This is a genomic window from Bradyrhizobium sp. SZCCHNR1017 (genome assembly GCF_032381375.1).
Classification (GTDB): domain Bacteria; phylum Pseudomonadota; class Alphaproteobacteria; order Rhizobiales; family Xanthobacteraceae; genus Bradyrhizobium.
On sequence record NZ_JAUHIR010000009.1, the window covers coordinates 192,793 to 210,706 of the forward strand.

17 protein-coding genes and 2 pseudogenes are annotated in these 17,914 nt (G+C 63.2%); 8 read left to right on the forward strand and 11 right to left on the reverse strand.

The window, feature by feature from the left end:
• Positions 1-37: 37 nt before the first annotated feature.
• The 3 genes from QW863_RS22565 to QW863_RS22575 are packed head-to-tail and all read left to right on the forward strand — an operon-like array spanning position 38 to position 2,796.
• The gene (locus QW863_RS22565) at positions 38-1,084 is read left to right on the forward strand and encodes an ABC transporter substrate-binding protein (RefSeq protein ID WP_315714188.1); all 1,047 of its coding nucleotides are present in this window, start codon (positions 38-40) and stop codon (positions 1,082-1,084) included.
• A complete protein-coding gene (locus tag QW863_RS22570) occupies positions 1,081-1,929 on the forward strand; it encodes an ABC transporter ATP-binding protein (protein ID WP_315714187.1) in 849 nt (282 codons plus the stop codon). Before QW863_RS22565 ends, QW863_RS22570 begins: the two co-directional genes overlap by 4 nt.
• A 15-nt stretch (positions 1,930-1,944) precedes the next feature.
• Positions 1,945-2,796, forward strand: coding sequence for an ABC transporter permease (locus QW863_RS22575; protein ID WP_315714186.1), 852 nt, complete (start codon positions 1,945-1,947; stop codon positions 2,794-2,796).
• Between the two features lie 43 nt (positions 2,797-2,839).
• Here the strand turns inward: QW863_RS22575 and QW863_RS22580 are convergent, their stop codons facing one another.
• The 3 genes from QW863_RS22580 to QW863_RS22590 all read right to left on the reverse strand — a co-directional run bounded on the left by QW863_RS22580 (position 2,840) and on the right by QW863_RS22590 (position 5,787).
• Positions 2,840-2,968: a hypothetical protein gene (locus QW863_RS22580; RefSeq protein WP_315714185.1), complete on the reverse strand. Its 129-nt coding sequence runs from the start codon at positions 2,966-2,968 to the stop codon at positions 2,840-2,842.
• 747 nt (positions 2,969-3,715) lie between these two features.
• Positions 3,716-4,915: a hypothetical protein gene (locus QW863_RS22585; protein WP_315714184.1), complete on the reverse strand. Its 1,200-nt coding sequence runs from the start codon at positions 4,913-4,915 to the stop codon at positions 3,716-3,718.
• Positions 4,912-5,787 carry a DUF6502 family protein gene (locus tag QW863_RS22590; protein ID WP_315714183.1) on the reverse strand — a complete coding sequence of 292 codons (876 nt, stop codon included), beginning with the start codon at positions 5,785-5,787 and terminating at the stop codon, positions 4,912-4,914. The genes QW863_RS22585 and QW863_RS22590 overlap by 4 nt, the downstream gene beginning before the upstream one ends.
• A 116-nt stretch (positions 5,788-5,903) precedes the next feature.
• Here QW863_RS22590 and QW863_RS22595 point away from each other — a divergent pair, with 116 nt between their 5' ends.
• Together QW863_RS22595 and QW863_RS22600 are read left to right on the forward strand one after the other, a co-directional pair.
• The gene (locus tag QW863_RS22595) at positions 5,904-7,109 is read left to right on the forward strand and encodes a glycosyltransferase (protein WP_315714182.1); all 1,206 of its coding nucleotides are present in this window, start codon (positions 5,904-5,906) and stop codon (positions 7,107-7,109) included.
• Positions 7,110-7,278: 169 nt separating this feature from the next.
• The gene (locus tag QW863_RS22600) at positions 7,279-7,833 is read left to right on the forward strand and encodes a hypothetical protein (protein WP_315714181.1); all 555 of its coding nucleotides are present in this window, start codon (positions 7,279-7,281) and stop codon (positions 7,831-7,833) included.
• A 610-nt stretch (positions 7,834-8,443) separates the two neighbouring features.
• Here QW863_RS22600 and QW863_RS22605 read toward each other — a convergent pair.
• On the reverse strand, positions 8,444-8,884 hold the full coding sequence (locus QW863_RS22605; protein ID WP_315768668.1) for a helix-turn-helix transcriptional regulator: 441 nt from the start codon (positions 8,882-8,884) through the stop codon (positions 8,444-8,446).
• Between QW863_RS22605 and QW863_RS22610 the strand changes: the two genes are divergently transcribed.
• Positions 8,870-9,232, forward strand: coding sequence for a hypothetical protein (locus QW863_RS22610; protein ID WP_315714179.1), 363 nt, complete (start codon positions 8,870-8,872; stop codon positions 9,230-9,232). The two genes, QW863_RS22605 and QW863_RS22610, sit on opposite strands and share 15 nt — an antisense overlap.
• 675 nt (positions 9,233-9,907) lie before the next feature.
• A pseudogene (locus QW863_RS22615) lies at positions 9,908-10,063 on the forward strand (IS256 family transposase); the annotation flags it as partial.
• On the opposite strand, the gene QW863_RS22620 reads toward QW863_RS22615, so the two are convergent.
• The 7 genes and pseudogenes from QW863_RS22620 to QW863_RS22650 form a co-directional block, all read right to left on the reverse strand.
• Positions 10,039-10,506: a transposase gene (locus QW863_RS22620; protein ID WP_315706495.1), complete on the reverse strand. Its 468-nt coding sequence runs from the start codon at positions 10,504-10,506 to the stop codon at positions 10,039-10,041. The pseudogene QW863_RS22615 and the gene QW863_RS22620 overlap by 25 nt on opposite strands.
• A gap of 43 nt (positions 10,507-10,549) precedes the next feature.
• Positions 10,550-10,627: pseudogene (locus tag QW863_RS22625) on the reverse strand (hypothetical protein); the annotation flags it as partial.
• Positions 10,628-10,915: 288 nt separating this feature from the next.
• Positions 10,916-11,887 carry an ABC transporter permease gene (locus tag QW863_RS22630; protein WP_315714178.1) on the reverse strand — a complete coding sequence of 324 codons (972 nt, stop codon included), beginning with the start codon at positions 11,885-11,887 and terminating at the stop codon, positions 10,916-10,918.
• 5 nt (positions 11,888-11,892) lie between these two features.
• A complete protein-coding gene (locus QW863_RS22635; protein ID WP_315706497.1) occupies positions 11,893-12,858 on the reverse strand; it encodes an ABC transporter permease in 966 nt (321 codons plus the stop codon).
• Positions 12,855-14,345, reverse strand: coding sequence for a sugar ABC transporter ATP-binding protein (locus tag QW863_RS22640; RefSeq protein WP_315706498.1), 1,491 nt, complete (start codon positions 14,343-14,345; stop codon positions 12,855-12,857). Before QW863_RS22640 ends, QW863_RS22635 begins: the two co-directional genes overlap by 4 nt.
• A gap of 57 nt (positions 14,346-14,402) precedes the next feature.
• On the reverse strand, positions 14,403-15,539 hold the full coding sequence (locus tag QW863_RS22645) for an ABC transporter substrate-binding protein (RefSeq protein WP_315706499.1): 1,137 nt from the start codon (positions 15,537-15,539) through the stop codon (positions 14,403-14,405).
• 84 nt (positions 15,540-15,623) lie between these two features.
• Positions 15,624-16,706 (reverse strand): 2,3-butanediol dehydrogenase, encoded by a 1,083-nt coding sequence (locus QW863_RS22650; RefSeq protein WP_315706500.1) that lies wholly within the window; start codon positions 16,704-16,706, stop codon positions 15,624-15,626.
• Positions 16,707-16,781: 75 nt separating this feature from the next.
• Between QW863_RS22650 and QW863_RS22655 the strand changes: the two genes are divergently transcribed.
• Complete coding sequence (locus tag QW863_RS22655) at positions 16,782-17,909, forward strand: LysR family transcriptional regulator (protein WP_315714177.1); 1,128 nt, start codon at positions 16,782-16,784, stop codon at positions 17,907-17,909.
• Positions 17,910-17,914: the final 5 nt, after the last annotated feature.

Consider the following 17,914-nt stretch of genomic DNA (forward strand, 5'->3'; position numbering starts at 1 on the left):
CACATCGTCGAGAACATAAGAACTGCGGGAGGATTCCATGACGATCACACGGCGCCGCGCGCTCGCGTCCGGCGCGGCCTTCGCGGGCGCTTCGCTGCTGCCAGGACGGCTGCTGGCCGAGACGCGGCCTGCGTCGATCGCGTTCGGACCGGTGTCGCCGGTCTATGCGATTGCAATGATCGCGGAGCTGAAGGGCTACTTCAAGGACGAGGGCCTCGATCCCAAGCTCCTCACCGGCAATTCCGGCACCTTCGGCCGCCAGACGCTCGCCGCCGATCAAGCGCTGTTTGCGCATGGCGACGCCAGCCACCCGCTGCAGCTCACGGCACGCGGCAAACCGTGCAAGATCCTGCTGGCAACCGAGATGGTCTGCTCCTACGCCAACATCGTGGTGCGACGTGATCTCTACGACAGCGGCATCACCTCGGTCGAGGCGCTCGCCGCCTCCAGGCGCGCCGACGGTGCGAAGCCGATCGTCGCCGCCACGGCGATCGGATCGGGCACCTGGGTCTACGGCACCTATGTGTTCGAGTCGCGCGGCCTGGGCGACAAGGTGAACTGGGTCGCAGGCGGCGGACCGAACACGATGTTTCCATCGCTGCAGACCAAGCAGTTCGACGCCATCATGGCGCCGCCGAGTTGGATCGTCGAGGTCGAGAAGAAGGGCTTCGGCAAGGTGATCTACGACACCTCCAAGCCCGGACTGTTCGAGAAGGATTTCGGCGGCACGGTCCCGGTGCTCGTCATCTACGCCTTGAAGGACACGATCGAGCAGGACAAGGCGCTGGTGCAGGCCTTCGTCAATGCGATCACCCGCGCCATGGCCTGGGTCAAGGCCACGCCGCTCGCCGAGGTGCAGGCGCTGATGACGCCGAAGTACTTCTCCGGCATCGATCCCGAAGCGGTCAGCGCCGAGCTCGGCTTCGACACCGCCACCTGGGCCTATGACGGCAGCATCGACCCCGCGTCCTATGCACGCGGCGCCAAGCCCTGGTACCGCAAGGGGACGGACATTCCCGAGATCAAGTACGAGGACATCGTCGATCCCAGCTTCCTCGCGGCGGCGAAGGCGAAGACCAAATGATGCCGCCCTCCAATGCAGGCCTCGCCTCGGTGCGCGGCGCGGAGAGCCCTGCCGCGGAACGCACCCGGATCGCGGTGCAGGGTTTGATGAAGACCTACAGCACCGGCGGCCGCGAATTTGTCGCCGTCGACAACGTGTCCTTCGATGTGCGGGAGGGCGAATTCGTTGCCCTCCTGGGTCCGTCCGGTTGCGGCAAGAGCACGATCCTCAACATGGTCGCCGGGCTGCTGCCGCGCTCGGGCGGGCGCATCCTGATCGACGGCGACACGGTCGAGACCGGCAAGGTGAATCCAAGGGTCGGCTACGTGTTCCAGCGCGACACGCTGTTTCCGTGGCGGACGGTCGAGCAGAACATCGGCTACGGCCTGGAGATCGCCGGCGTGCCGAAGCCGGAGCGCGCGCAGCGCGTCACCGAGGCCATCGGCAAGGCCGGGCTGCAAGGCTTCGGCCGCAGCTTTCCGCGCATGCTGTCCGGCGGCATGCGGCAGCGCGTGGCGCTGATGCGCACGCTGATCCTCGCGCCGGAGATCCTGCTGATGGACGAGCCGTTCGGCGCGCTCGATACCCACACCAAGCTCGAGATGCACAAGACCCTGCTCGAGATCTGGGAGCGCGAGCGGCAGACCGTGCTGTTCGTGACCCACGATCTCGGCGAGGCGCTGACGCTCGCCAGCCGCATCATCCTGCTGTCGGCCCGGCCGGGGCGCCTCAAGGATGATTTCGAAGTGTCATTCTCCAGGCCGCGCGACCCCGTGAGCCTGCGCGAGACCGCCGAGTTCGGCCGGCTCTATTCCCATATCTGGCATTCGCTCGGCGAAGAATTCCGCCGCACCAAGGCTGACTGAGAAGGCTGACCGATCATGTCGACCCGTCGCGCCGCCATCCTGTTCTGGCAGATCGCCATCCTGGTCATTGTGCTCGTGGTCTGGCAATGGGGCTTCGAGTGGAGCAAGGCGCTGCTGCCCAAAGCCTATGTGCCGAAGATCCTCGATCCCTACTTCGTCGCAAAGCCCTCGCTGATCTGGCAGAGTTTTCTGCGCCTCGGCTGCTTCAGCGACCCCGCCGGAGTCGTCGCCTGCATCGGAGCCACCGACAACAATCTGTGGACCGCGACCCTCGTCACGCTCAAGAACACCTGGTGGGGTTTTCTGTTCGGCGCGCTGACCGGCATCGCCGCCGGCGTGGTGCTCGGGCGGTCGGACTTTCTCGCCCGCGTGTTCGGTCCCTACATCATCGCGCTCAACTCGATCCCGCGCATCGCGCTGGTGCCGCTCGTCATCTTGATCTTCGGTCTCGGCGATCTCTCCAAGATCGCGACCGCATGGCTCGTCGTGTTCTTCGTCGTCTTCTTCAACACCTTCGAGGGCACCCGCGCGGTCGACCGCGACCAGATCGCCGCGGCCCGGCTGCTGGGCGCGAGCGAGCTGACCGTGCTGCGCACCGTCGTCGTCCCGTCCGCACTGGCCTGGGTGTTCGCCTCGCTGCTTCCAGCGGTCTCCTTCGCGCTCGTCGGCGTCATCGTCGGCGAGTTCATCGGCGCCGAGCGCGGGCTCGGCAAGCTGATCATCGAGGCCGAGGCCCGCGCCAATGCGAGCGAGATGATGGTGGCGATCTTCATCATGATGTTCGTCGGCATCCTGCTGGCGCTCGCCGTCCAGTCGCTGCAATCCTACTTGCTCCGCTGGCAGCCGCAGTTCGAGCGCGCGGCCTGACCAAGACGACTGTCCATAGCTCGTCTCGGACTGCTGATCCCGCTCAGCGCACAACCCGAAGGTCAATGAGCTCGCGGCAGAACGTAAGCGCGTAGACGCCGAGCTTGCACAGATCGCGGCCGCTTCCGACATCGTCACCGTGCACCCGGCGGCGATCGAGCCGGCCGATCATGTCAAGATCTGAGGCCATGTGCAGCGGCCGGACGCTTACATCGGGCGTCTCTCCGCCTTCATCTTCGACGTGATCGTCTCCTCTGTTCGATACTACACGGCTGCACACGAGCGGTCGACAACATAGCATTGGTCCGGCTTCCGTCGTGATCTCGCGGTGATGACATCTGGTGGTCCATCCGAGAGTCCGTGCTCAGCCCCGCCTGCCAAGCGGGCGCACATGTCCTCGTCAGGATCGCGGGGCAACACAGACACAATAGCGCGCTCGACGTCTCAATCGAGTTGTCATCGCCGGCAAGATAGCGTGCTCTCCGCATCCGCTTCGATCCACCAAACGTCTCTCCGCCGATCAGCGGAAACTCAGCCAATCTTCTGTCGTCGCACCGTCTGCGAGACGGCGCTCGCCAGAGCGGCGAGCGCCGTCGGGTTGTTCATATTCTGCTCAGCCGCGGGCTCGTCGCTCCGTGCGTCGCAGAAACATCGCGCGGCGGATCCACCCGCATCGCCACGCCCTTGGGAATCGGGGAGGTCTTCACTACAACCATTCTCGCCCGAAATCGAACACCCCACCCTTTGCAGATCAATTACTTAGCTCGCCAAAAAAATCGCAAAATCCCGATTTTCGAGCGCGAATCCGCGAACTCGGGCTAGCTGTTCGCAGCGCAAGTTGCTCGCGATGAATCGCATAGCGAAGCTGGACGACGCTGCGAGCGCGCGCCTCTCGCCCGCTCTGCCATATCTTCGTTGCTCATCGCCGGCCGCGGCCGCCGCCCAGGCCGGGAGGACTGCCGCCGCCCAGGCCGGGAGGACCGCCGCCGCCAAGGCCTGGAGGACCGCCACCGCCAAGGCCGGGAGGACCGCCGCCGCCAAGGCCGGGAGGACCGCCGCCGCCAAGGCCGGGAGGACCGCCGCCGCCAAGGCCTGGAGGACCGCCACCGCCCAGCCCGGGAGGACCGCCGCCTGGCACAGTAGCGCCGCCCGGGACGTCCGAGCCGCCGGGCGTCGCGCCCGGAGTTTGCTCGGATCTCGTACCTTGGATCGAGTCACCCGGAAATTTGTTGACGGACTGGATGGATTCAACCCGCAAGCCACGGGAACTGTCAAAGGTGGCGTTCACGACCACGCGGGCATTGCCTGAGGATGCGAAGCGACTATTGTCATGCGCGACATAGCCCGAGCCGAATTGCAGATAGCTGCCGACGCGGCGGACATAGCCTTCGATCGACAGACGGTTCGCGCCGAAGAAATCAGAGAGGTCGTCAGCCCTTATGCGCGAGATCTGCATCACGCCTTGCGTAACGCGGCCCTCAGCCTGAACACGTTGTCCGACGAGTGCGGCATCGGCGCCGTTGAGTCGCAACCCGCCTATTCGCAGGCCGCCGCGATCGCGTTCGAGTGGTCCGGAAACCCGCGTTGTCGCGTTAAGGCGTTGCTCGACCAGGCTTGAGACGATCACGCCGTCGATGCGGCGCACCCCGAAGACCGCGACATTGACGCCCGGATGGCGCCAGCTTTCGTGGCCGGCCGCTATGATCCGCTGGCCCAGCACGGTCATCTCGCCGTCCCTGACGCTTTCGATCGGCCCCATCACCTCGCTGACCACGTTGACGCCGCGGGTGATCAGCGAACCGTTCGCCTGCGGCAGCGCCAGCACACGAGCCAGATGTCCGATCTTGAGCGCCTTCGCCGATACCGGTTCGCCATCGATCCGCACCGGGACGTTCGGCGCATAGCTGATGCGTTGGCCGTTGACGAAAATGCTGCCGAAACGCTGAATGACGCCAACAATGCCGGTGCCGCCGATGCCCTGATCGTGGCCACGTGTGATACCGGTGCCGCCGATACCCTGATCGCTGCCGCGGCGCACCTGCGCCCAGGCGGAGGACGATCCGGCAAGCCAGAGTCCCATAAGCAACGAGCGGCGCGAGATGACGGGCTGCCTGGTCATGACGAGCCGCCTTCGTCAGCATCACCATTCGCCGCGTCGTCCGGACCTTCGCTGTAAATGTAGATGCCGAAATTCCAGCGGTGGTCGCCGCCCTTGTCCCTGGCGAGCGCGCGGTTTGCTTCCCGGTTGGCGATCTTCAGGGCGTCCATGGCCAGTTCGCGCGAACGCCCTTCGAGACGTTTTGCGAGCTTGGCTGAAAGGCCGTCATAGTGCACCGCGCGTTCGAGGAAACGGGGTGCTGGCCCGGATACGTTTTCGGCGGCTGCCGCGATATGATCATGCAGGTTACGGCCGAGATAGTGCCATTTGCGCTCGTCGTCGCCGCGCGGAACGAAGCCGGTATCCACCAACACGATCTCTTCATCGCCGTTGATGGTCACGAGCTCGCGGTCCAGCCATTCATCCAGCACTGCGCGCGGGCGGACATCCTTCGTGATCGAACTGACGAGCTGCTCGAACGAGGGCGCATCGCCACTGGCCATGCGCGGCAAGGGCAGCGGATCGCCGTTCGCGTCCGTGAACTCCGGAGCGGCGAGCCAGCGTGCCATGATCGCGCTGGTCAGCGACAGAGTGGCAGGCGTTTCATTGACCGGCGCACCGGCGCCGCGCAGCCGCGCAACCTCCTTGCGGTGAATTCCGGTGAGCAGACTCACGCGGCTGTCGGTCTGCTCCTTTCCCTCCAGGGCAAAGTCGTGCTCGGCAACATTGACGAAGAGTTCTCGCAACAGCTGAGCCAGCTCAGGAAATGTCATTCCACCGCGGATGCATAGCCGCACCAGCGGGCGCAGCAGGCGCGCCAAGGGCGCGCGCAGGCTCGCCGCCGCAATCGGCTGATGTGAAGCCGACTTCGATCTCCGGGATTTGGCGTTCATGGCGAAATTGTAGCGGCGAGTCCCGTGGGATACAATCCCACTTTTCCGTCGAGATCAATTGACGTGTGAAATTTTCCCACATATACAGGAGGCGCTCAGTCATGGAGAGTTCGGCTATGCTCGCTCCCTCTCGGCGCCTCTCGGTGCTTCACATCTTCAATGACTGCTATCCCGACCTGTTCGGCGGAGCCCCGTCGGTGATCCGCGACATATGCGCAGGACTGAAAAACGCGTTCACCGCCTGCGTGCTGGTCTGCTCCAAGTCGAACGGGCAACGGCGCATCGTCGTGAACGGCGTTACGATCGAGCGCGTGCGCTCGTTCGGCGATGTAGGTTCGCTTCCGGCCGCGCCGACTTATCCGCTGCGGTTGTGGCGCCAGGTCGCCGATCACGATCTGCTCGCGCTTCATGCACCGTTTTCGCTCGCCGATCTCATGCTCGCCCTGGGGTTGGGCCGCGATCGACCTTTGGTCGTGCACTACCATGCGGACATCGCTTCGCATGCCGGACTGAGGTGGTTTATGAAACCGCTGTTGCGCCGGACGCTGCGGCAGGCGGACGCAATCATCGTGTCCAATGCCATTCTGCTGTACAGCAGCCCGCTGCTGCAGGAATTCGCTGAGAAATGTCACGTCGTTCCGTTCGGCGTCGATGCCTCGAAGTACGATTGGCCGGAGCCGCGCGACAATGACGCTGCCGAACGCGATCGTGGACGGCTCGTGCTGGCTTGCGGGCAACTTGTTCCCTACAAGGGCTTCGATGTGCTGGTGCGAGCGGCGGTCGGCCACCGCTTCGAGGTCTGGATCATCGGCGAAGGTCCAGACCGGGCACGGCTTGAACGAATGATTCATAGCCTCGGCGTCGCGGATCGCGTCCGCCTGCTCGGCTCAGCGCCGAAGGCCAAACTCGCCAGTCTCATGTGTACAGCGGACGTCTTTGTCCTGCCGTCCGTGACCAATGCGGAAACGTTTGGCATCGCTCAACTGGAAGCGATGGCGGCGGGACGGCCGATCATCAATACATGGCTTGACACGGCCGTTCCACGCGTGGCGCGCCACGGCATCGAGGCCATCACCGTTCCACCCGGCAATCATGTTCGGTTGGCGGAAGCGATCGAAACATTGCTCCGCGATCCGGAGCGGCGCTGGCGCATGGGCCATGCCGCCCGGCTTCGCGCAACGACGCAATATTCCGTCGACGCCTTCGGGAAAGGAATCGAAACCGTCTATCGCCATGCCGTGACGACCAAGGCATCAAGCCGGTCGACCCTGGCTTCACGCCCCGGAACAATCGGAACGGGTCCGGAAAAACGACATTGCTGAGACTGATTGTGCTGAAACTCGTCGCGCAGGCTCAGCTCGCGATCACGATCCGTGAATAGTCAGGAAGGAGCTACTTATGTACTCGCAAAGCATGCCTCTCGTAGAGAATGCGTGGGACGGGCCTGCGCGCGATCCAAACGCCCGATTCGATCCGCGGATTGGACGGCCCATGAAACCGCCTGGCCGTTCTCCTCGCCCCTCCGGCCTCAAGGACGACAATATCGCGAGCGACCGGCCGTCGATTGGCAGGCGAACACTCCACACCCCTGCCCGGTTTGTTATTGCAGTTCTCATCGGTATCGGCGCCACCCTTGCCTGGCAGTCCTACGGCGACGCAGCAAGGGACAAGGTAGTGGCCCGGGTTCCATCGCTGGGCTGGTTGTTATCCGTCTCGAGGACGAAGTCGCCAGCCGTTGCTTCAACTGCCCCGGACCCGATGCAGCAGCTTGAGCCCCTGGCGTTCAATCTCGATGTCGTGCGGCGCAGCTTAGAGCAACTCACCGCCAAGCAAGAGCTGATGGCCCAGAACATTGCGACGCTGCAAGCTGTCGCAGACGACATCAGACAGAGAATGTCGACAACCCCGCCTTCGTCGCTGTCCCAGCAGCAGGCGGCCCCGATCCCGCAGCATAGACTCTCGCAACCCCGGGCGCAGTCATCGACTTTGCAGTCGTCAGTGCCTCATCCGCTGCCCTCTGCCGGACCACCCCTGCTCTCGCGCTGATGGCCCAGATTGCCGGCGGGCTTTTTATTGATGGGACGTAGACGCGCGCGGCATGACGGTGCGTAAGCTGCGCCTCAAGTCGTGTATCGTGAATTTGTCGATACCCGCTTCCCAGCTCTCGGAAAATGCATTGTGTACCAATGATGGCTTCCGGACAACACGAGGTGGCCCCTGATTGCCAAGTGATCTTAAGGTTTCCTAGAATCGCCCTCTGTTTCAGCCTAGAGAGGATGTTGCCCTCAACGGGCCGCACCAGTCTCGCACCAGAACGATCCGAACAAACCGCAACGAACTCAATCGAAAACGAACGAGAACGCAGCAAAATCAACGAAGCCGATCGATACCTTGCCGCCCATAACGGCCCGGTCGCAGCCCTAGCGTGATAAGGTCTCACGGACGATCAACGCGTTAGCGGGATCAGTACTTACTTCAAATCCTCACGCACCAATACCGCACCAAGCTGGGCCCGGTCGCGCGACTCCCAAGTATAGAGGGCTACTGGCGCTGGCCGATCGGCCGACGTGGCTGGTCTTCACTATAGGGGACAGCCCGAGCGATTGTCGCCAATTCTGCCAGAGCACCCCAGCGAAACGAGCACCAGAGGCTCTGGTCAAGGCTTTAGAAATTCGCTGGGCTCTACGCCGAGCGCCTTGGACAGCTTACCGAGCATCGTCACAGATGCGCTGTATACCCCTGTCTCCAGCTGACTGACATAGCTCCGATCGACTTTTGCTCGGAACGCAAGCTCCTCCTGCGTCCAGCCCTTCCCCGTTCGGAGGCGACGCAAATTCCGAGCAACAGTATCCCGCAAATCGTTCATTCGTGAGCGAAAATCGATTGGCATGCCAAAGCGGTTCGCCTGCTTATCGAGGCAGTCTGTGAAGCGGCCGGCAAACCCGTTCCCGCAATCATACTGGATAATTGAGCTTCTTTTTCTTCGCTGCGGCATCCAGCTGACGCCATCGCCAAGGGGCATCGCGATCCTTCGATTCTCGGCCCGCGGTCCACGGCTCTGGATGCCGATCGGAAGCGGATCATGGCTGAATTGCAAAGCCAGCCCTCCGCTCCGCAGCCGATTGCGCTCCACCCCGTCATTCTTCGGCGATACGAAGAGCAATTGGCGCGGCTCGAAAATGCGCTCGGCAAAGGTGTGAGCGCAGGCGACGAGGAGGCTGCCGAAGCAATTCGAGATCTTGTGGAGACGGTGACGGTGTCGAGAGATGACACGCGCCCGGGCGGGGTCTGTGTTGAAATTGCTGGCCGTCTCAACTCGCTGATTGGCGGGGAGGCATACCCAAGCAGAGTAAAGGGAGTGTGGGGAAAGGTGGTAGCGGGGGTCCGCTACATCGTGAAGCCCACTATCGCAGAAGCCCTATTTTGTTACAGGAGAGCAGCCTAATTCGGAAGGTCGGATCTCGAAGACCCGCCCAAAAACCGCCGTTCGTGAGCGATCAGTGGCCGCCAAATGGTCGGCCGGCAAGTCGAGTAGGATAGCGGCCTTAGTCTCCTGGCCAATTGACGGCATGGACCTCGGCCGCAGGACCAAGCGCCGCAGCACCCGATAGGCCGTGAACCGGCTCAAGGCCTTAGCCGTCCGGGGCCTATCGCATTATCAAACATCGATCTTTGCCGCGCCAAGCGGCGAGACCGAGGGTGGCGAGGTAGGCCCTTGGTGAGGATCCGGAGGCGACTTCGGGTGGACGCTAGGGCGCCAGAAGGGTCGCGCTTCGGTCACGACGGAGAAGACGCACAGATTTCCTATCGCGGTACGGAGGCGGTTCAGGTGAAGCCCGTCAGGGCCACGCGTATCAGTTGCCCGAGGTTGTGCAGACGAGATTTACTCTGCATGAGACTTCCGCCCGCGACCCAGAGCCGTCGTTGCGCTTGTCCGGGTTGCCGCTTTGCGATACTTTTAAGGGCGGTGTTCCCGGGCGTGGTGTAACTTGGTAGAGCAAAGCCGTCCGCCCGCGCGCTCTCCCATAGCGCCGTAGCGGGCGGACGGCTTTGCGGTGGTCACCGGTGATTGCCCGGTAGGGTCGGGTTGCTGACACCAACTCGATTCGAGGAACCACCGATGACCGACGAGATGATGAACCTTCGCGCGCTCGTCGAGGAGGCCCCGGACGCGGATCTTCTGCGCGAGATGATCGGCTTTGCCGCCCAGCGGTTGATGGAGATGGAGGTCGCCGGGCTGACTGGAGCCGCCTATGGCGAGAAGAGCAGCTCGCGCGCGCGTGCGACGTTGTCGGTGCAGGCGCCTCGCGCCAGCAGGCCGTAGTGGCGGATGCGGCGGAGGCGAGCACGTGGATGAGGAAGCGGCGAATGAACTCGTCCGTCGCGAGCGTCATCCGCTTTTGACGGTCGCGGCCCTTCGACGCGGTAATCCTTCCATCTGAAGGTGACGCCTTGCTGGCCGCAGGCGAGCAGGCGGCTGTTGGCGATAGCGACGCGGTGGGAATAGCGCGACAGATAGGCCAGCGCTGCCTCGGGGCCACCGAACGGACGCTTGGCATAAACGACCCATTCCATCTTGCCCGACGCTGCCAGCAACGTTGCTAATGATTGTTCTCCGGCGAGGTGGGCGTCGTTGCCGAAGATCAGGCGCCCGGCCTGGTGGAGGGTGGCCAGGCGCTCCAGGAACAGCCGACGGAACAGGCGTGAAAGCGCCCGCACTGGCAGGGAAGAATCCTGGCCGCCAGGACACCCAGCGCTGGCCGTCGGGCGAGATGCCGCCGCCCGGTACGATCATGTGCACGTGCGGGTGGGGTGGGTCATGGCCGCTGGTGGCTGACATCCAACGCTCGGCAAGTTCTCCATGAACCAGCCAATATTGTCGCTGACGGCAATCGTAATGAACACGGAATGTCCTCAGCAATCGCCGAATAACAATGCGCTTGTGGAGACCTCTTCCGCAGGGGCTACAACACGTGCAACGCTCCGGTCTGTCCGCTCGTGCAACAAACTTCGGTGCAGCGGCACAATCAATTGGACTTTTTTGAGAGTACCCGGTTTTCTACCCGGAACAGTTTCCTCTCAATGCTCGCTCATGGTGGGTTTCCTCTCATCGCATCCTTAGAAAACGCTATGGTGCATCTCTACGAGTGTAGATTGCAGCAGCGAGGACAATGACGACGCCCTTGATGATCAATTGGACCTGGACCGGCACGCCGAGCAGCACCACTTCGTTGGCGAGGATGACGATGATGGCGGCTCCCGTGAGGGCGCCAAGGATCGAGCCGCGGCCGCCCCGCAGCGACACCCGTCCGACGACACAGGCTACGATCGAGTCGAGCTCGTACCCCTGCCCGACCCAGTTGTCGACGAGCCCGACATAACCGCTCAGGATCAGCCCGGCGAGCGCCGCAAGGCAGCTCGAGATCAGGTAGCAGCCGATCATGACCGCGTCGGAGCGGATGCCAAACAGGCGCCCCGTCACTGGATTGCCGCCGACAATGAAAATCCTCCTTCCGAAAGCGGAACGGTGCAGGACCCCAGCCAGCAAGACCGCTGCGAACAGCAGAACGAGTACGTTATAGGGCACGCCGTGAAATTTTCCGGAGCCGAGCAGCCGCAGTACCGGCGGCACGTTGCCGGACGGCGCGCCCTGCGTGTAGGCGAACCTGAATCCCTGGAGCAGGATCATCGTGGCGAGCGTTGCCAGGAACGGGGACACCTGACGCTTGGTGACGAGAAAGCCGTTGAGCAGGCCAACGCTGACAGCGACCACCAAGGCCGTCGCGACGATGGCGGGGACATTCTGGTCGAGGCCCGAGAAACCGGTCGCGATCACGGCGGCGGTCGCCATCATCGAGGCGACAGAGAGATCGAGGCCGCGAACGATCATCATCAGGCTTTGCCCCATGGCTGCGATCGCGAGCGGCGCGACTTGTAGCAGCAGGTTGGACAAATTACCGGGACTGACGAAGGCCGGTGAGATCACGCCACCAAGCGCGAGCAGCAGCGGCAGAGCGAGGGCTGTGCCATAGCTTTCCATGACGCTGCGGACCGACCAGGACGGGGTGACGGAGCCGGCGATTTCTACGGAGCCTGACATCCTGCTCACCCGATCCTGCGGCGTTCGACATAGATGGAGACGGCAAGGATGATGATGACCGCCTGCGCGACCAATTGATAGTGCTTCGACACGTCCATGAAGTTGAGCAGGTTGTTCAGGAGCGTGATCAGAAAGGCGCCGAACAGCGTGCCGATCACGCCGCCTTTGCCACCGCTCAGCAAGGTACCGCCGAGCACGACCGGAGTGATCGAAGCCAAGGTGTAGTTGACGCCGGTGTAGGGCTGTCCAACGCCGAACCTCGCGGCGAGATAAAGCCCGGTCGCCCCGCAGCAGAAGCCCGAGATGCCGTAGACCAGCATCAGGATGCGCGTCCGCCGCAATCCCACGAGACGCGCGGAATTCGCATCATCGCCAAGGGCGTAGATCTGGCGGCCGAGCGGCAAATATCGCAGCAGCAGCGCGACCAGGATGCCAAGGACGACTGCAAGCGTCGCTCCGATGGGGATGCCCGAGATGCGTCCATAGGCGAGCACGGTGAAGCTGCGCGGCACCCGACCGACCGGTCCCAGTGCGTAGAGCAAGGTCACGCCTTGCAGGACCGCGCCCATGCCGAGCGTCACGATCAGCGGATGAACGCGCAAGGTGACGACCAGGCCGGCGTTGAGCACGCCGACGAATGTCCCGAGCGCGAGCACGCCGAGCACGACCGGAACGACCCGATCCGGATTGCCGTTGATCAGGCCTGATGTCAGGCAGGAGGTGAGGCTGATCAGCGAGCCGACCGAGAGGTCGATGCCGCCGCTGAGAATGGTCAGGGTTTGCCCGATACTGACCAGCGCAAGGTCGGTGGTCTGCTCATAGACATTGAGCAGGTTGCCCAGCGTCAGGAATCGGTCGGAGACCGTTGCGCCAACAAGATATACCGCGCAGATCAGGACGAGCACGCCGGCAAGCCCCGCATTGCTGCGCAGCCACCAAGGCATCGCGAGACGGGCGGCGATCGCGGTCATGCGGCGCGCTCGCTCGTGGCCAGGTACATGATGCTTTCCTCCGTGGCGTCGCATCCCGGCAGCTCGCCGGCGATCCGTCCCTCGCGCATGACAATCACGCGATCGGCCATGCCGATGACCTCGGTCATTTCCGAGCTGATCATCAGGATTGCGAGGCCTGAATCGGCAAGTTCGCGCATGATCCGGTAAATATCGGCCTTGGCGCCGACGTCGACGCCGCGTGTCGGTTCATCGAGGATCAGTATCGACCTGCACAGGCGTGCCCAGCGCGCGATGATCACCTTCTGCTGATTTCCGCCCGACATGGTTGCGACCGGCGTTGCCGGTCCGCGGCAGGCGATGCGGTATCGTTCGATTTCGTGGGCGGCGATCGCCAGTTCGCCCTCGCGATCAATCACTCCGTAGCGGGTGACCTCGCCGAGTGCTGGCCCAGTGATGTTCGCAGCAATGTCGAGCAGCATCGCAAGCCCCTGCGACTTGCGATCCTCGGTGACGAGGCCCATGCCGAGCCCGATCGCCTTGGCGGGCGTCATTGCCGTAAAGCGCTCGCCGGCGATGTGGAGAGTGCCCTTCGAGATAGGAGCTGCGCCGAACAGACCGAGCGCCAGATCGGTGCGTCCGGCGCCGACCATGCCCGCCAGCGCGACGACCTCGCCTGCATGCAGTTCTATCGAGACGTCACGGACCCGGTCGCCGACGCAGATGCCGTCGGTGCGTAGCACGGGTTGATCCGGTCGCGACGCGGTCGAGCGCGGGGGAAACAGCTCGCCGAGATCGCGCCCCACCATCATCGAGATCAGCCGTTCGCGCGTGACGGCGACGGTATCCGTCGTGCCGACCAGACGGCCGTCCTTCAGGATCGTGGCACGATCGCACAGCGCGAAGACTTCGTCGAGCCGATGCGAAATGAAGAGAATGGACACACCGGCCTCGCGCAGCCGGCGCAGGCGCTCGAACAACAGTTCGACCTCGCGCCCGGCAATGACGGCGGTGGGCTCGTCGAGGATCAACAGGCGGACATTGTGCGTCATCGCGCGCGCGATCTCGACCATCTGCTGGTCGGCGACCGAGAGAGAGGCCACCGTCTCGCGAGGGTCAAGGGTGATGCCAAGCTTGCGCATCAGCTCAGCGGCCTCTTTCCGTGTCCGTCCGTGATCGACCAGGCCGAGCGCGTTGCGCCGCTCGTTGCCGAGGAAGATGTTCTCGGCGACGGACAACTGCGAAAACAGCGCGAACTCCTGATAGACGACGTGGACTCCGGCGAGCTTCGCCTCGCGCGGTGACGACCATCTCACGCGTTGACCGGCGAGGGTGATCTCGCCTTCGTCGGGCGCAACCGCGCCGGCGATGATCTTGATCAGGGTGGATTTGCCGGCGCCGTTCTCGCCGAGCAAGCCGTGGATTTCGCCAGGTTTGACGTCTAAGTTTACGCCGTGGAGGGCGCGCACGCCGGGAAAACTCTTGGAAATGGCCTTGAGTGTGAGCATTCGGTCCGTCTTGCCCCTTTGGCGTGCCGGCCTCGCCGGTACGCCATTGTTCCGGGTTCAGTGCGGATAGTCGATCTTGAACGTGCTCGGATTGTAGGTCGGGCCCATGCCGCCGGACACGAGCATGTCGTCGGGACCGTCGGGCACGATGTGCTGCTCCGCATACATGTCAGGCTTCGGAATGGAAGGCGTCTCGTCACCGTGGGTCAGAACGATATTGCTGTTGATGGTATAGACGCAGGGCACCGCGGCGCCGGACAGCACCTTGAGCGCGACGTCGAGCGCCGTGCCCATCATCGCGGGCGGATAGTCGATGTCGAGCAGCGGGAACTTGTTCTTGATAGCCATCTTCATCGGTCCGTTCATGTCGGCCGAGGTGATCGGCGGAATTTCGCTTCCCTTCCAGCCGGCATCGAGAAAGGCCTCGATCGCACCGGGCACCTGCAATCCGTGCGGCGAGAACACGGCATTGATGCTATGGCCGTACTTGGCGATCATGGCCTGCATCACCTGCTTGCCCTTCACCGGGCTCCAGTCGGAGTAGACGGTCTCCAGGATCTTGATACCGGGATAGGCCGAGAACACCTGCATCGCTGGTTTGACACGGTTCTCGTTCGGGCTGGAGCCGGCCTGGCCTCCGAGGATGATCACGTTGCCCTTGCCGTTCAGCTTCTCGACGATCCATTGCGCGAACAGGCGCCCCATCATCGCGTCGGACGCTGTGACGAAGGTGACGAAATTGTCAGAATCCACCCGGCGGTCCACCATCACGACGGGGATGCCGCGTTCGGTCGCCTGGGTGACGGCGGGATCGAGCGCCTGCGACGTGTTGGCGCTGACGATCAGGAGATCGACGCCGCGGGAGACCAGATCCTGGATGTCGGCGACCTGCTTGGCATCGTCATGGCCCGCATCGGTGATCAGCAGCTTCTTCACGACGTCGGCATGGTCGTGCGCAGCTTTCTGAAGCGAGTGCAGGCCAACCACGCGCCAGCTGTCGCCGAGGCCGGCATTGGAGAAGCCGATGGTGTAGGGCGGCGCCTTCTTGAACTTCGCGGTGTCGCGAATGCAGACGTCGAGCGCTGGATTGAACAGGAACGTGCGCGGCGCGCCGGAATATTCCGCCTGGACGGCAATTGGTGTCACCATGGCCAGGCAGGCCAGTGACAGGCAGCTCGCGATAGTCACTCTCATTGGTGTTCCTCCCCTTTGGTTTCACTGATCGTGGCGACTTGAGCGTCGCTCTGGACAATCAACCCTGGTCTTGCCTACGCCGCCTCACGACGGTGCCGCCAGCTGCGTCGACACGAGTATCTTCAGCTTGTCGTTGCTTGGCGCAGTGAGGACGTCGAAGCCTTTCGAGACCACGTCCTCGGCGCGGATACGGCCATCGATGATCTTCGAGATTGGCAGCTTGCCAGACTCGACCAGTCCGATGATGCGCGGCCACATCGTGATCGGGTAACACCAGGTTGCCTCGATGGTGATGTCCTTCAGGGCCCACAACATCGGATCGGTCGAGGCTTTGCCGACGTGCAGGCCGGCCTGCACCACGACACCGCGCCGCCGCACGGCTTCGACGCAGGTGTTCAATGCGCTTTCGTTACCGACGCATTCGATGGCGACGTCGACGCCGACATTCTCTTCGGTCTGCTCCTTGACGCGCGCGACCACGTCCGTCGTCTTGGGATCGTAGACGCCGGCGCAAATACCCCAGCTCTCGATCGTTCGACGCCGCGATGCGTTGGGCTCCGACACGTAGATCCTGGCGGCGCCGGCTGCGTGGGCGCACAGAATGGTCAGCGCGCCGATCGGGCCTGCACCTGCGATCAGCACGGTGCTGCCAGCCTGGACACCGCCGCGGTCGACCGCATAGAGCGCGACCGCCGCCGGCTCGATCATGGCGGCTTCCTCGTCGGTGATGGAGTCGGGCACTTTCGCCGCATTGTAGTCGTTGATGACGGCGAGATCGGACATGCCGCCCCAGGCCCAGCTGAGGCCGATGCAAGCCATCTTTTCGCTGAGATGGTTGAGACCCCGCCGGCTGTAATAGTCGTTCATCGGCATCATCAGCGGCTGCACCGAAATACGGTCGCCGCGCCGCACATGAGTGACGTCGCGCCCGACGTCCAGTACCTCGGCCGAGAACTCATGTCCCAGGATCTGCGGCAAGGTTGCTGCAGTGAACACGTGCGGCGACGCGGGCGTGACGATCGGCCCTGCAATGTATTCGTGGAGGTCCGTGCCGCAGATGCCGGTCCACAGCGGCTTCACCAGGAGCTGGCTGGCGCCCATCTCCTTGGGCTCATCGACGGTTTCGACACGGATGTCCTTCCGTCCGTAATAGCGAACAGCCTTCACGGTGCGCTTCCCCTTCTGCGCGGCAGGTTATTGGCCTCGCACTACCATGTTACCGGTTTGCATTGATCTGATTGAATGGGGAATTTTACTTCCCATGCTGGTGCAGCCAGTTTCAAAAAGGTTAGAATAGGCGCCTTGGAGCCACAATATCCGGTGATTTCCCTTCACTGGGGAACGTATTGCCCCAATGATCGGACCGTTCGTGGCGGATTTGAATGGCCGCGGCTGCAGCTCGGGGCTGTTTCAGGAGGCGCAATGGCTATCGACCGGATGAAGGACATCAGCGTGTTCGTCCATGTCGCCGAAGCCAAGAGCTTCACGGCAGCGGCCGAACGCATCGGCCTTTCGCGATCGGCAGTCGGCAAGAGCATCGTTCGGCTCGAGGACCGGCTCGGGGTCAGGCTGCTCCAGCGCACCACGCGAAGCGTCTCACTGACCGGAGAGGGAGCCGCCTTCCACGAGCGGTGCGTGAGGCTGCTCGCCGATCTCGACGAAGCGGAGATGGCGATGCTCAGTCACTCGCAGGCGCCGCGGGGGCGGTTGCGGCTGGATCTGCCCGTATCCTTCGGCCGGCTGCACGTGCTTCCGGTCCTCAATGAGTTCATTCGCAAATGGCCGGAGATATCCGTCAGCGCCTCCTTCGGCGATCGCTATGTCGATCTCATCGACGAGGGCGTGGATCTCGCGATCAGGATCGGCAGCAGCGAAGATTCTCGGCTGATGAATAGGTTTCTGGCGCGCCATCGCCTGGTGACCTGTGCGTCGCCGGCCTATCTTGCCGAGCGAGGAACGCCGAGAAACATCGACGCGTTGGCGCAGCATAGCTGCCTCGCCTTCGTGCACGGCGGGCGCTCCGTCGACTGGCGATTCAACGAGAACGGACAAGCTCGCGTGATCGCCATCAATGGGCGTTTCGTCGCGACCAACGCTGAAGCCTTGCGCGACGCGACGATTGCGGGTTTCGGCATCGCTCGGCTTGCCACATTCCTGGTCAGCGACGATCTGCGTGCAGGTCGGCTGGTGCCGATCCTCAAAGAGGTCGACGCCGATGGTGCACCCATTCGCGCCGTCTATCCTTCGAGCAGGCACTTGTCGCCGAAGGTGCGTACATTCATCGATGCGTTGATAGAGGCTTGGCGGCCGGAACCGCCCTGGGACAGCGCAGAGACTTCACTGCGCGGACGTCCGACTGAGAGCGACTGACCTGT

Excerpts from the sequence above, each read along its gene's own strand:
- QW863_RS22585 (WP_315714184.1), bottom strand. The coding sequence starts at position 4,915 with ATGACCAGGCAGCCCGTCATCTCGCGCCGCTCGTTGCTTATGGGACTC.
- QW863_RS22610 (WP_315714179.1), top strand. The coding sequence starts at position 8,870 with ATGGCTGAATTGCAAAGCCAGCCCTCCGCTCCGCAGCCGATTGCGCTC.
- QW863_RS22580 (WP_315714185.1), bottom strand. The coding sequence starts at position 2,968 with ATGATCGGCCGGCTCGATCGCCGCCGGGTGCACGGTGACGATGTCGGA.
- QW863_RS22640 (WP_315706498.1), bottom strand. The coding sequence starts at position 14,345 with ATGCTCACACTCAAGGCCATTTCCAAGAGTTTTCCCGGCGTGCGCGCC.
- QW863_RS22595 (WP_315714182.1), top strand. The coding sequence starts at position 5,904 with ATGCTCGCTCCCTCTCGGCGCCTCTCGGTGCTTCACATCTTCAATGAC.
- QW863_RS22565 (WP_315714188.1), top strand. The coding sequence starts at position 38 with ATGACGATCACACGGCGCCGCGCGCTCGCGTCCGGCGCGGCCTTCGCG.
- QW863_RS22575 (WP_315714186.1), top strand. The coding sequence starts at position 1,945 with ATGTCGACCCGTCGCGCCGCCATCCTGTTCTGGCAGATCGCCATCCTG.
- QW863_RS22635 (WP_315706497.1), bottom strand. The coding sequence starts at position 12,858 with ATGACCGCGATCGCCGCCCGTCTCGCGATGCCTTGGTGGCTGCGCAGC.
- QW863_RS22590 (WP_315714183.1), bottom strand. The coding sequence starts at position 5,787 with ATGAACGCCAAATCCCGGAGATCGAAGTCGGCTTCACATCAGCCGATT.
- QW863_RS22645 (WP_315706499.1), bottom strand. The coding sequence starts at position 15,539 with ATGAGAGTGACTATCGCGAGCTGCCTGTCACTGGCCTGCCTGGCCATG.
- QW863_RS22570 (WP_315714187.1), top strand. The coding sequence starts at position 1,081 with ATGATGCCGCCCTCCAATGCAGGCCTCGCCTCGGTGCGCGGCGCGGAG.
- QW863_RS22600 (WP_315714181.1), top strand. The coding sequence starts at position 7,279 with ATGAAACCGCCTGGCCGTTCTCCTCGCCCCTCCGGCCTCAAGGACGAC.
- QW863_RS22630 (WP_315714178.1), bottom strand. The coding sequence starts at position 11,887 with ATGTCAGGCTCCGTAGAAATCGCCGGCTCCGTCACCCCGTCCTGGTCG.
- QW863_RS22655 (WP_315714177.1), top strand. The coding sequence starts at position 16,782 with ATGGGGAATTTTACTTCCCATGCTGGTGCAGCCAGTTTCAAAAAGGTT.